The sequence below is a fragment of the Parasphingorhabdus sp. JC815 genome, from assembly GCF_040717415.1.
Taxonomy (GTDB): domain Bacteria; phylum Pseudomonadota; class Alphaproteobacteria; order Sphingomonadales; family Sphingomonadaceae; genus Parasphingorhabdus.
The window spans coordinates 1-13,683 of the sequence record NZ_JBFEFM010000001.1 but is presented as its reverse complement, the minus strand read 5'-3'; the positions used below and the strand labels follow the sequence as shown (position 1 = coordinate 13,683).

The 13,683-nt window shown below is 50.9% G+C and carries 11 protein-coding genes; 4 read left to right on the top strand and 7 right to left on the bottom strand.

What is annotated here, in order from left to right:
* The first annotated feature begins 122 nt into the window (after positions 1–122).
* Complete coding sequence (locus AB1K62_RS00055) at positions 123–1,607, top strand: MFS transporter (RefSeq protein WP_367000252.1); 1,485 nt, start codon at positions 123–125, stop codon at positions 1,605–1,607.
* A 58-nt stretch (positions 1,608–1,665) separates the two neighbouring features.
* Positions 1,666–2,133 carry a DUF411 domain-containing protein gene (locus AB1K62_RS00050; protein WP_367000250.1) on the top strand — a complete coding sequence of 156 codons (468 nt, stop codon included), beginning with the start codon at positions 1,666–1,668 and terminating at the stop codon, positions 2,131–2,133.
* A 63-nt stretch (positions 2,134–2,196) separates the two neighbouring features.
* On the opposite strand, the gene AB1K62_RS00045 is transcribed toward AB1K62_RS00050, so the two are convergent.
* The 4 genes from AB1K62_RS00045 to AB1K62_RS00030 all read right to left on the bottom strand — a co-directional run bounded on the left by AB1K62_RS00045 (position 2,197) and on the right by AB1K62_RS00030 (position 9,368).
* On the bottom strand, positions 2,197–5,268 hold the full coding sequence (locus AB1K62_RS00045) for an autotransporter domain-containing protein (RefSeq protein WP_367000248.1): 3,072 nt from the start codon (positions 5,266–5,268) through the stop codon (positions 2,197–2,199).
* A gap of 139 nt (positions 5,269–5,407) precedes the next feature.
* Entirely contained in the window at positions 5,408–7,819 is a 2,412-nt protein-coding gene (locus tag AB1K62_RS00040) for a TonB-dependent receptor (protein WP_367000246.1), read from the bottom strand.
* A gap of 7 nt (positions 7,820–7,826) precedes the next feature.
* Entirely contained in the window at positions 7,827–8,807 is a 981-nt protein-coding gene (locus AB1K62_RS00035) for a FecR domain-containing protein (RefSeq protein WP_367000245.1), read from the bottom strand.
* A gap of 48 nt (positions 8,808–8,855) precedes the next feature.
* A complete protein-coding gene (locus tag AB1K62_RS00030; protein ID WP_367000244.1) occupies positions 8,856–9,368 on the bottom strand; it encodes an RNA polymerase sigma factor in 513 nt (170 codons plus the stop codon).
* 337 nt (positions 9,369–9,705) lie between these two features.
* Here AB1K62_RS00030 and AB1K62_RS00025 point away from each other — a divergent pair, with 337 nt between their 5' ends.
* Together AB1K62_RS00025 and AB1K62_RS00020 are read left to right on the top strand one after the other, a co-directional pair.
* Entirely contained in the window at positions 9,706–10,140 is a 435-nt protein-coding gene (locus tag AB1K62_RS00025; protein WP_367000242.1) for a hypothetical protein, read from the top strand.
* A 225-nt stretch (positions 10,141–10,365) separates the two neighbouring features.
* Positions 10,366–10,992, top strand: coding sequence for a GNAT family N-acetyltransferase (locus tag AB1K62_RS00020; RefSeq protein ID WP_367000240.1), 627 nt, complete (start codon positions 10,366–10,368; stop codon positions 10,990–10,992).
* A 177-nt stretch (positions 10,993–11,169) separates the two neighbouring features.
* Here the strand turns inward: AB1K62_RS00020 and AB1K62_RS00015 are convergent, their stop codons facing one another.
* The 3 genes from AB1K62_RS00015 to AB1K62_RS00005 form a co-directional block, all read right to left on the bottom strand.
* The gene (locus AB1K62_RS00015; RefSeq protein WP_367000238.1) at positions 11,170–11,604 is read right to left on the bottom strand and encodes a DUF2147 domain-containing protein; all 435 of its coding nucleotides are present in this window, start codon (positions 11,602–11,604) and stop codon (positions 11,170–11,172) included.
* 268 nt (positions 11,605–11,872) lie between these two features.
* Positions 11,873–12,904, bottom strand: coding sequence for a FecR domain-containing protein (locus AB1K62_RS00010; protein WP_367000237.1), 1,032 nt, complete (start codon positions 12,902–12,904; stop codon positions 11,873–11,875).
* Positions 12,901–13,443, bottom strand: coding sequence for an RNA polymerase sigma factor (locus AB1K62_RS00005; protein WP_367000235.1), 543 nt, complete (start codon positions 13,441–13,443; stop codon positions 12,901–12,903). Before AB1K62_RS00005 ends, AB1K62_RS00010 begins: the two co-directional genes overlap by 4 nt.
* Positions 13,444–13,683: the final 240 nt, after the last annotated feature.

Here is a 13,683-nt window from a genome sequence, read left to right as displayed (position 1 = left end):
CCCAATTTCGGTTTCTTCTGAAACCAGGCGTTGAAAATGGGATATACAACAGTCAAAAATTCGGTATCGTGCGAAAAAAACCATAGATAACTATTGGTTAGAAAAATAACAGGAGTATGGATTTGGCCGAAACATTAGTGAGCGATACCCGGGAACCGGACATTCCAGGTTCCCCGGCGACAGGCTATGGTGGCCGTAATTACCGAAATTATATTTTAGGGGTGTTGCTGACGGTTTATATCTTCAACTTCATCGACCGCACGATCATCAATATCCTCACCGAACCGATCAAGGAATCATTCGGCATGGAAGATTGGCAAATGGGGCTGCTTGGAGGCCCTGCTTTTGCGATCCTATATACTTTTGTCGGTATTCCGATTGCCCGTTATTCGGAAAAACATCACCGCGTCTGGATCATTGCGGGTTCGGTAGCGCTGTGGAGCTTAATGACCGTATTATGCGGATTTGCGACCAGTTTCATCGCGCTCTTCATCTTCCGTATCGGTGTTAGTATCGGTGAAGCAGGATGCTCGCCGCCGGCCAATTCCATCATCGCGGATTATTTTATACCTGCTGAACGCTCGACAGCAGTATCGGTCTATGCGCTCGGCATACCTCTCGGCGGCATGGTGGCTTATATTTTTGGCGGCTATATCGTCGGCAATCTTGATGGCGCTAGCATTTATGCATTGCTGACAAGCTGGAACTGGACATGGGCGGCAAATATACTCGACTGGCGCAATATAGAAGGGTGGCGCGTAGCCTTTGTCGTAGTCGGTATTCCCGGCCTCATCGTCGCTGCGATTGTAAAACTGACGATCAAAGAACCACCACGCGGCTATACCGACCCGCCGGAAATGCAGAATAAGGAGCAGGTCGGTTTTGGTGAGGTATTGAAGATATTATATACCAAACCGTCTTATTGGCACATCACTATTGGTGTCACCATTGCTTCATTTGTTAATTATGGCGTCGGCCAGTTTTTCGTATCCTTCCTGATCCGCACACATGAAATGTCGATTTTCGATGCGTCGATCAAAGTCGCCATGTTGCTGGCTATCATGGCGTCTATCGGAACTTTCATGTCAGGCTATCTGGCCGATAAATTCGGGGGCCGTTTTCCCAAAGCACTGGCATGGATTCCGATGATGGCCCTGATTATTTCCACGCCCATGTTCGTCATCGGCTATTTACTGGAATCCTTATGGCTGGCCGTTCCTATACTGATGATTGGCCAAATGCTGTTATATACCTATCTTTGCCCGCTCTATGCGGTGCCAAGCGCGGTTGTGGACAGCCGGATGCGTGCAACATCCGTGGCGATCACATTGTTCATTCTCAACTTGCTGGGCTATGGGCTTGGGCCGCCACTCATCGGCGGGCTTTCGACCATATTAAATGCCTCGTTCCTGTCCGGCATTGATCCCGCACTGACACTGGAAGCATGCAAGGCAAGCGGCCTGACCTCTACGGTTCAAGCGGCTTGCGATACTGCCAATGCGAAGGGGCTTCAATGGTCGATGATCTTCTTTAAATGCCTGTATATCTGGGCGGCTTTACACTTTTATCTTGGTAGCCGAACCCTTCAGCGTGATATGGGAAGGTAATAGGGAGTCGGGCAGCGAGAGCGCTGCCTCGCGCCCGTTCATATAAAAGGACTGTAATATGATCGGAAGAATAGCAAAATCATTTAAAGATGCTTCTGGCGCGGGTTTGCTTCTAGTGTCTCTCGCCGCCTGTTCAACGGCTGCACAAGCGGCCACCTATACAATGTACCGCGATGCCGGTTGCGGGTGCTGCCTGAAATGGGCGGACCATGCCGAAGCGGGTCTTGATGCGACCGTTAAAGTCGAAAATGCACCAAATATGCAGACTGTCAAAGACTTGCACGGCGTTCCGGTCGCATTGCGTTCTTGCCACACCATGCTTGTTGAAGGCTATGTCATTGAAGGCCATGTTCCCGCTGAAGCAGTGGAGAAGCTCCTGCGTGAAAAACCTGACGACGTGACAGGTATTGCTGTTCCCGGCATGCCGATCGGATCGCCGGGAATGGAACAACAGGGTATCAAGCAGCCCTATCAGGTGATTGCCTTTGGACCCAAGGGCCAACGCGTATTTGCAAATTACAATTGATGCTTATGAGGAGCGGTCAGAGGATTTCCCTGACCGCTCCTCAACAACTTTAAGCCAATTGGTTTAAAAGCCCATCCGCACGGACAAACGCACACCGACAGAAATTTTATCCTGCAACTGCTCTTCTGCGCTGACTTCGCCCGCCACAGACAGTTTTCCGGTGCCGCCGACTAGCCGCAATCCGCCGAGCCAGCCATCAGTCCTTGTATCGGCGCTTAGCGTAAACGCATCGCCGCCCGCAAATCTGGCAACAGTATTGCCAAGCTCTCCGCCAATGATCTGACGATAGCCGCCTTCTACCTCGGCGCGGAGCCACATTCCGCCAGGGTCCGTGTCACCAAAGTTCAGCGCTGCGGCCATAGTCGTGTTCAGCGCCAGTTCGTCACTATCGCGTCCCTCGACAATCAAATTGAATGCTTCGCCACCTTCGGTTTCAGTATAACCTTCTTCTTTCAGATTATAATAATCAACCGATACACCAGGGCGGAGTGATACGCGCCCTAAGCTCAATTCATAAGCAAGACCACCGGCGAGGCTGTAAAGATCACCTGACCAATCTGCGGTGGCAAAGCGTTCTACCCGCTCGCCGCTATTTTCCGAAGTAAAGCGCCGACGGGAATCAAAATTGATCTTGGCATAAGATCCTCTGGCAAAAGCCCGCAAGCCGCCCCATTGCGCGCGCCAATATCCCGCAAATTCAAATTGATCACTATCCACTTCATTGGCGGCATCCGCATCGCTGTCATTGCTGTTCAGATAACCAAGCGAAATCCCGAGATTGCCAAAGCCGCCCGTTTCAACTTCAATACCTGCTGTCGAGCCAAGGCCGGTAATATCATAGCTATCGGTCTGCCCTCGCCCTTTGGAGAGATCCCATACGGTCTGTTGTAACCAGAAACCCCAGCCGCCCTGATCGCTATAGGGCGCGACCGGATCGGTGAGGAAACGGGCCGTAGAGCGCGACCCCTTACTGACCGTGGCAAAGACACCGCCAGCGTGATCGGGCAGCATCTGCTGAATCGTCTCGCCAAAAGTCTCCGCCGAAGTTGCGCCAAGGAAGCTGGATGCAACGCCCGCGTCATTATCCAGCACGACGAAAACCGCGTCATAAGCACTGGTTTGCGAGCTGCTGAGGTTCATCTCCGTGGCTGTTTTGCGCTCAATATCCACCCAGACCGCACCTTGAGCATCATCGCTCGCAATGCTGCTCTTGAACATATAGGATTGGATAATGCTGTCAGATTCCAGATTATTGCCGCCGGTAAGAGTGCCTGCGTCGATTATCTGATACCGCCCTTCTGACTCGCTGACACTGACCAGCTTGATATCCAGCTTTGACCCGGCATCGAAATTGGCACTGCCTGCAACCTCAAACCTAGTGAAATTGCCGGACTTACCGTCAATAACTATACCAAGAGCGCCCTCGTCGGTGACATTTAGCGAGGCAATGTCGACCGGCGCAACATTTGTGGCAAACAACGCGCCGCCATTTACATTGACCGTGGCGCCAGAAGCGCCGGTCAGCTTTCCGCGAAACATGCTGTCGCCGGATACAATCAGACTGTCTGCACCGCCGCCAAAATCCAGCCCGCCTGTCACCGTGCCGCCTGCAATGTCGAACACGTCGGCACCGGAACCAAATCGCACGTCACCGCGGATAGCAGGTGCAGCATTATCATTTTGAACGATTTGCCGGACGGTCGCACCGCTATTATTCTCTGACAGGTCAATCGCAATGGCCGATCCTGCTTCACCACTGGCAGCGCTGATTGTTCCGCTGTTTTCGATAGAGCTTAACGTGCCGGACCGGTCGATAATCGCGCCAGCCGATCCCTCTTTCGCGGCTTCCGCGCTGATAGTGCGGCTATTGGTGATAGAGGCCAGCGAGCCGCCCTCTTCCACCAATATCGCATAGACAGCAGAGCTATCGGCATCACCGCCAGTAGCCATTATCGTGCCGGTGTTGCTGATCTGTGGGACGGTCGCTTTATCGCCAATTCGGATAGCCGTGGCATTGTCATCAATCGACTTTGCGCTCACCGTGCCATTGACCAATATACCGCCGACAATTTCCGTTTCACTGCCAAGACCGCCAATCGCCAAGCCATTGCCAGCAACCCCTTCATAAACACCCTTGCCCTGAATGGTTCCGTTAATAACGACACCATTGCCGTCTGCCGCAGCCCCGGCAACCGCGCCGATGGTTACAGTATCGCTGGCCGAACCAATTTGAACGGCAGGTGCTTCTCCAAAAGAAGTGACAATCGCATTTCCTTCTTTTGCATCCTCTATGCCGTCATTATCTTCATCATCCTCATCCGGATCATTATTGGCAGGGCGGATGTCGAACAATATGCCGCCTGCGACATCGTCCGAAATCACCAGCGCCGGACCACCTTGCAGCAAATCATCCCCATCAAGGTCTGAGGTATCTCCGGAAGGCGATGTGTTGCGATAGCCGGTGGAGCTAATCGCACCCTGTATCAACAGGGCGCCCCCGACCGGGCCAGTAATAGCAGCGCCAATAGCACCCTCGCCCTGCGCTGTAATATTTCCCCGAAGCGTCACATCGCCTGTCACGGCATCGGTGCGTACGCCGACGCTGTTATCACCGACGACCGCGATCTGGCCGCTTTGGTTCAACGACCCGGCAAGCGGTCCGTCCAGTGATATGCCCGCGCTATCATTGCCCTCAACCGTGATTGTTCCGCTATTGATGACGGAGCCGGTAAACGCCCCTTCTGTCCGGATGCCAAAGCGGTTCTCGCCCTTGGCAAAGGGGCCATCAAGATCGCCGTCATCATCGTCATCCTTGAGTGTATAATCTTCATCAATAGTGATGGAGCCTTTATTAGTGATGGCCCCGGTACGACCTGCTTGTGCAAAGATTCCCTGTGCACCATCAGCATCGCTGACCTGAATCTTGCCTTCATTGGTGACATCATTATCGCTGTTAACTGTCACCGCCGCTGCGCTGTCCAGCTTTATTGAACCGTCTTTGGTTATCCGGATGTCGTCATTGTCCGTGGCTATGGCAGTCGTCTGTGCATCGTCAATCACAGTTTCGGCATGAAGAGGAACCGCTGAAATAATGGCGACGGGAGTAAGACAGGTGCAGATCAATAAACTACGCATTGGGATTCCTTAGAGATATGAGGTTCGATATCTCACTAGACGTCACCGACGCTCATTATCCGCATGGCCGCAGACATGTTCTGCAAAGAATTAAATCTAAATCGCTGTAAATATTATAAATTATCTGATAACCAAATGATCAGAATCTGACATCCAAACCCATACGAATGGTGCGGGGGCGCAGCGGCGTATATTGTTCACCATATGGCAGGGTAAACGGTGACCCAAGTGCAAAACGGTTGCCGACCTGATTGAAAACATTGGATGCCTCCAGCCAGATCGAGCGTCCGCCAAGGTCAAGGCTTGCCGACAAGCCGGTGTTGACATAATCGCCCTGCCGTGCGCCCAGCACCGGACCAAGGCCAAGCCGCGATTGCCCGGTGTAGCGGGCCCATGCTGCCAAGGAAAGATGTACATCATCTGACAAAGCCCGCGTATAACTGGCTCCCAGTCGTCCCGAAAAATCCGCTACATTGGGCAAATCATCACTTTCTACGATGACCGCTCCCGCTGGAAGATTGCCGCTCAGTTGCTCATTTGAATTTCGCACAAAAATAAGCGCTGCGGGACGGGTCAAGCGGCTGTCGGCCCAGATAGCGCTCGCGTCTATCGACAGGCCGGGCAATGGCCGCCAGTTCATTGACGCATCAACGGTCCATATCCGCCCACTGCCGATATTTTGCGTAACCGGCAAACCGCTATTGTCAATCAGATCGGCCTGAATATCATTCCATTTGCTATACGACAGAGTGACACCGCCATCGAAACCGGTTTCGCCGCCGCTATTGTAGACCAGCCCGCCTTCAATCATCGCCACATCGTCATTGCGGAATCGCTCGACCATATCGTTACGCACAGCAATACCGCCAGCGCGAAAACCCTCTTGATAGCGGATATGCCCGGTTATCCGGTCTGCAAGCCGGTATTGAAGTCCGGCCGAGGGCAAAAAATCGGTCTGGCTTCGTTTCGCTTCTTTTTGGGACGCCAGCACCACCATCATCGGTGCATCCTGCGTTCTTCCCGAAAGCCACACATGGCTGAGGCGGCCACCGGCATTTATGGTGAGCCGGTTTGACACGGGCCAGTTTATTTCGCCAAAGCCGGTGGCTTCATTTGCCTCATTCTCGATACCGATAATAGCGGTGGTCAGGAAACTGCCTTCGCGCACACGCCTGATGCGATAGCGGTTTTTGATCAGACTGGTGCCCAGAAACCAGCTTCCACCGCTGTCAAGCGATTGTGACAGGCGTGTTTCTGATGTAAACAAACTGATGTCACCACGCTGGCGAAACAGAGCGGGCTGTGGCGGCGAAAACGGGCCATCGGCGGGCTTTGTCGCATCAAATGTCTCGGACAATTTTTGGTCAACAATATTAACCGCAGTCATGAACTGCAAATCATCCCATTGTTTACGCACCACAATCTGCCCCAGTGCAAAGCGGTTGCGATAGGGCTGTGCAAAGGGTGATGCGCGGTCAAGCGCGCTGCCATTTTCGTCGGCATATTGGCTATCGCGCCCCTCAATCTCTTGTGCTGTAGCCATCAGGTCAATCGACCAGCCTGCCCCCGGTTCCGCACGCAGCATGAAACGGCCACCTAGCGTATCCACGCGGTTCACGTCGTTCAAATTGCGGTGCCGGTCGTCGATATAACCGCCCTGACGACCACCATAGATTGAAGCGCGAATGCCAACCGATCCTTTGACCAGTGGCAGATTCAAAGTCATATTCCCGTCAGCGGAAGGATCGCCATCCTGCGTAGCCGCCAGTGCAAGAGAGGCTTTACCGCTCAATTCATTCAGCCGCACAGCATTGGGAACCAGCCGGATGACACCGCCCAAAGTGCCCGCCCCAAAGCGGGTTCCCTGCGGTCCTTGATGTATTTCTATGGCGCTTAAATCTATCAGCCGCAAATCCGGGTCCGGAGCATTATAATTTAACCGCGCTTCACCCAGATATTGCCCCGACACCGCCTGATTGGGGCCGTTGAAACTCGAATCCGCTATACCCCGGATGAAAAGACGGTTGCGACCCGGCCCAAGCTGGGTTGAACTTATGGTTGGCAGACTGTTGATGAGTGCGCCGGTTCCCCGCATCGCCGCCGAAGGACCGATTTCATCTAGCGTCAAACTTTTCAGGCTACCCAGTGTTTCACTGTTCAGACCATCATTAATCAAACGTCCGGTGACAACAATGTCCGGATAGCTAATGGGCGGTGCAAAGGGCCGGTCTTTGGCGTAACCTATTTGTAAAGGGGGCGTCTTTCGTATGTGGTTCACGGCCACGATACGCCAATATCTCGCACGAACGCGCTCTGGCTTTGCCGCGCTTCCCGCCAGCAAGCGGAGTAACGCCTGACGAGAGGTCATCCGGCCTTTGATCCGCGGCACGCGTTGCGCCCCTATTCGGGGATCAGCCAAGCCAATGCTTATTCCCGCCTGTTTGCCCAGCACAAAAATCGCTGAATCAAGACGACCTGCGGCAATATCCACCTGAAACTGATTTTCGGCATGAGCAGGGGCGGCAATCGCGATCCCCAGCGCAGCGGCCATTATGCGATTATATCTCATCACCCCCGACCAAAACCCAGCCACCGGGCTGTTTGAGAGCTTGCACGCCAAGTAGCGCGGCAATCGGTTCGATAGTATCCGGATTGCGGTCCTTTATCTGGATGACGCCGCTAAACGTGCGCGACGCGACTGATTTTGAAGCTGTAATACGAGCGGCCAGATTACGGTCGAGCACTTTGGCAACCTCTCCCAGAGTCTCGCTGGTAAAGCCAAGCTGGCCCGTGCGCCAGGAACCAACCTGTTCAACCGCAATGTCGGACATAGTCACCCGTCCTCGTGCCCCGTCCCGATAAAGTCGTTTACCCGCAGGCAGGCGGACATTCTCGCGCCCCGGATTATAGATGACCAGACCTTCGGACACAGCCACGTCAATCATCCCATCACCCATTACGACGTTAAATTCCGTGCCGGCATCAACCAGACGCGCATTACCTGTATCGACTATGAAGGGATCGCCATCATCATGGACAATTGTGAACAACGCTTCTCCGCGATCCAGACGGGCATAGCGGGGCTTATTATAATCCAGCTCAATCTTGGTATCGCCGTTTATCCTGATTTGGCTACCATCGGGCAGTAACACTGTTTCGTGCTGTCCCGGCCCGGTTATAATATCATAAGGCCGCGACATTTGGGTCCAGACACCAGCACCCACAGCAGCAACCAGCGAGGCGGCGATAAGGCCGGACATCATTTTCCGCCGGGACATTCCTGATGGCGCGCTATCTTCATCATTAGCCGGTTGGCGAAGCACAGAGATATTATCTTCGGGCTTAAAGGATGAATCGTCATTCGTGACCATAGCGACAAAATCATCTTCAGCGAGCAACACAGCTTCATAGGCTGCATTATGCATGGCATCGGCTTCGAGCCAGCGGGTAAAGCCGTCCCAATCCGTAAAATCAGCATCGCGCACGCGCATAGCCCAGCCGATGGCCTGCTCTTGGATCCTGTCATTCATTGTAGCCATAATATCTGTCCCGGGGCATAGACGTCGCGGCACACCCGATCCCGCATGCTAATTTTCATCTTCGCTCTGTCTCCACGCCGCAATTGCGCGATATGCTTTTTGTAAATCTTTTTCGACAGCGCTCAGACTGATACCCATTTCCTCGGCAATTTGCCGCTGACCTATGCCATCTATACGAAAGCGCTGGAATATCCGGAATACCCGTGGCCCCGCTTTACCGATCCTCGCCTCTACGGCGGCAAGCTGCTGACGCGCGGCCAAAGCGCGATCAGGCAGCGGTAGATCAGATGCGCCGCCCGTCCCGTGCGTGACTTCGCTCCAGTTATTATCCCGCTTGCGCGCCCGCTGGCTCATACGATAACGGTCATGCATCAGGTTGTTCGCTGCCCGGTAGAGATAGGCCAGAGGATTATTAATCGCTATCGTCTCCATATCCTCCACTCGAATCCAGAGATCCTGCAATATATCTTCGGCATTATCACCAGCACCGCGCGCGCGCAAAAAACGTAAAAGCGCATCGCGATGATTAAGGAATACAGCCTGAAGTTCGTGTTGCGTCACTATCTGACAAATCTCTAAAAGTTAAAAACTACGGTTCGTGGTGGACTCACCGCTATCTTCACGCAAGCCCAGAGAGATGTGAAGCGCGTTCCAAAAATATCCTGCCATATAATTGAAACATGCGAAATATCCCTCTGATGCCGTCAACTTACTAGTGCGAAAAAATAATATCGAATATTTTGCGGGTTCATACAGCCGGTAACGTCTTACACATCGGACCCATCCCTTAACCCTGCGGGTCCTTTATCCCAAAACTTTCCCCGGAGTTTTGAGGGCGGGGGGAAGAGAACGAACAATCTTCCCCCCATCTGATTTGAACGTCTACAGGATACAGGAAATGTTACGTTTTGGCCTTGCAATACTTCTGTTCATTTTTTCTGGCTGCACTTCATCAGACATAAATATAAATACAGCCAGCGCGATTGCAGACAGAACCGAGATGATCTTTGTACCGCCTGTGGAGGTTTACGAAATATCATTTCAAGGGTTTACTGGTCAAGAAACGACCGATTGCATTCAAATGAAACAAGTTCGATCCATCAGAGTTATTGATCGTATCGGTATTATATATGAAATGCCTGATCGCAAAATATGGTTCAATCGCCCCGAATGGGGAGCATCAACGCTCAAAGAATATCTTGTCATAGTTACGCAAGGTAATCAGAATATGCTTTGTTCGGGTGATATTGTACGTTTGAAGGACAACTCCCCTGACGGAATTGTAGGAACAGTCGGGTTAGGACCATTTGTCCGCTATCCAGATAGTCAATAAACGGCTTTGAGTTATATATACAGATAGCATTTTTTAAGTCGAGTAACCTGCCAACTGATCAGGGAAAAAGATGTGTGGAGCTGTTAGTAACGCGCGCACAGCTATTACGACTTTTAGAGGAATAACATCGCTAAGCTGCCATAGAATATAGTTAAGCCAACTCCCCTATAACATAATGTTAAGATTATAGCATTCAACAGAGTTTGTGATACGCTAGCGAACGATATGAATGAACAAAAACAGATACCATTTACGCGGAGCAGGGTTTCAAAAGAAACAGAACATAATATTCGTTCTGCAGTCCGTAATGCGGATTCCATACCGACTGAAAATACAAAATCTCGGATCGCTATCGCAGACGATGCGCCTTTGTTGTACGCTTTTTTAAGTGATCCGCAGATCAGCACACCAATTTATACATTGCCGTCTGTTCTAACGGTGGAGGCCGTAGAGAAGTTCATAGCAAAACATCAGCATGAACAGAGTGTAGGCGAAGGTCTTCTATTCCTGAACTTCAATTCGGATGGAGAGATTGGAGGCTATCAGGATCTTTGCATCTGGCCCCAATGGGCTGCTGGAGAATTGAGCGGCGCAGTGCATCCAGAGCGTCAAGGAAAACGAAAAGGCATAGAAGGCGCAAAACTTGGTTTTGACTGGATGTTTGATGTTTTGGGCCTGCACCTAATCTGCGAAACGGGGGCTCTTGACAATCACCGAACAGCTCGACTTTTGGATGGCCTCGGTTTTGAACGCATGGGCACCACAGTGAGTCATCGCGATGACGGGACAACGCGCAAATCACTTGTTTGGGAAGTCACCAAAGAGCAATGGAAAGAGAGGCATTGCACCTGATAGAATAATAGTAGTTCGAACACGATTTAATATCTGATTGTAGTTGAAAACTGACTATTTTCATTAAACCAAGTGGTGACAGATAAATGTCCCGCATATTACAAGACCGACTGATTGGCATGAGTTTTTGGAACCAGGATCTATAGCATTACATATAAATTATGATAATCCGGTCTTTTATGGACGGCGCCGTGTCCATATTTGGGTCCGACAAAAGAAACGCGCGATGCAGCCACGTACTTCGAGTGTATTCGCATCGCGGAGGCGAAGTCGCCCGCGCGGTGCACTATCACCCGTATCAGGATCATAGAGCGGCCCACCAGACCATTCGCCGGTTTTACCAGTAAAATTCTTGAGCACGACTAATCCCCGCACCGCACGGCTACGCAAATCTGGATCAGGATTATTGACATCAGTCTGCTTTGGATTTTTACGAAGAACTGCAGCATCTATCACCCGTCCACAAAAGGCATTGCTACAGTGGAATATTTCCACCACACCGTTGCGCTTTTCAGTTTTCCAGAAGCCTGTCGGATCAAGCTTGTCATTCGCTGAGGCTGCAGGACTTAATAGAAATACGCAAACTGCAGCAAAGATGTAGGACTTCTGCATTCCAGACCGAAAGTTGTTAGTTGAGCATAGTTCTATAGTCATAAATTTCCTCATATTGTCCATAAACATCCGTTTGTCTTGAGCCTGCTACTTACATCAAAGGCCCAAGCCCTTGATTCTATCAGCTCTATGCTATGAGTGACGCAGTCTCTTGCTGATCGGGGGGATTAGAATTTATGTTGCCTGGAAATAATCAGGATTATATAGTTTTTACCTCCATAATTTTAGCATCAATAGAGAATAATATACGGGATATTTCATAATTATATTATTCGACCTTCTCCCTATTTCTGATTACTGACAATATGATCTCATCATCAGATTTCGAAACAACTTTTACTCCCCCGTTCAGTTCAATTGCTTTTACAAATGCATCCACATCACCGGTTTCAAATACACCGACAATCCGCTGACTGGGAACGATGTCACTTTCAAATACCAGCTTGCGCTTGGAATAGCGGTTCATCTCTTTTACCGCCTCCACAAGAGGTTTATCCAGAAAACTAAGCCGACCGTTCATCCAGCCCGTTTCGCGTGGAGCGTCAACCTTGCGGATTTTCCATTGTGGTTCGTCACCGGCCACTAGCTCTTGACCGACTGTAAGTTCCACTTGCCGTGGCGTATTGGTGAGAGATTTCTTTTGCTCTACATGAACCTTCCCTTCCAGAAGAACGATGGTCACTTCATCTTCATTCATCCGGACCGAAAATGATGTTCCGATAGCCTCAACTGTTTTGCCCCCCGCCTGCACGATAAAGGGCCGTGATGGATCTTTCGCCACATCAAAAAATGCGCGGCCTTTAACAAGTCGGAGCGAGCGCGCTTCCTCCATATCGAGAATATGAACTTCGGAATCTGTGTCGAGCGTCACCACTGACCCTTCGGCCAATGTCATCGCCACACGCTGCCCCACTTCGCTCCGGACAATTTGCGTATTGCGATCGAAGAAACCGATCGTATTCTCTAAAAAGCCAGAATTATAAATTGCCCAGACCGATGTAACCATTAATATCAATGATGCAGCAATTGCCGCCAGATGGCGCCATCGGGTGGGCGCACGAAAATTTTCTCGATCTTGTCTTCTCGTTTCCCGAACCCTCGGGTCTTCTGCGACCCCCCCCATTATTGTCCACTGGCGTTGTAATTGTTTATACGCCCTGTAATTTTCAGGTTCGCGTGCCAGCCAAGTCTCGAATCTGGCTTCATCGGCAGTACTTATCTCTCCCGCCTGGTGTAAGTTAAACCAGTGCGCCGCAGCAGCCAGCGGACTATCATCATTTGAGGCATATCTCTCCGTCACTTATCTAATTCCATTTCTTTGGCGATATGCAAAAGAGCCCGGTGCATAAGCTCTTTCACTGACTCTTTTGAAATGCCCATATGCTGGGCAATCTGTTGATAAGTCATATGTTCGAACCTGTGCAATTGAAAAGCAGCTCTAGCGCGGGGGGGTAAATTTTGAATAGCCGAAATTGCCCGTTCATATTCTTGCTTACCGATTGCGATACGCTCGGGCGAAATATGATCTGGCAACTCGATAGTTTCATCAAGCGAATCATGAAATTTGCTAAACCGGACTTTGCTCCGGCGATAGTGATTGATTAAAATGTTGCGAGCAGCCGTAAATATGTATCGCTCGGGGTCTTCTATCCGGCTTTTCGCTTTTACCTTCTGCATACAGACAAGTACCTCTTGGACCAGATCGTCCACTTCGTTGATATCCACTCGCCGCATGAAATAGCGTTTTAAAGCAGGGCCAAGCCGCACCGTCCAGACTGAAAGATCAAACTCGTCCATCTGCTTGCGATTGATTAAATTCAAGTCCAACGATCTGGACACTGTTCCGTTTCCTTTCAGACACGCCACCGTCAATATTCAAAGGTTGTTCCAGTAGTATTGACGTTAACCGATCAAGGTCGGGGGGATTGATGGTGAGAAACCCATGTATCCGCAGCAAGCCCAAAGCGAATTTTTGAAACGAATTTATCGATTCCTGTTGAGCTATTTGATCTATGTTTAGGATGCGTAGCGACAACGCATAACCCTCCTACCAAGAACTATCAGATAGTCCGACGATAT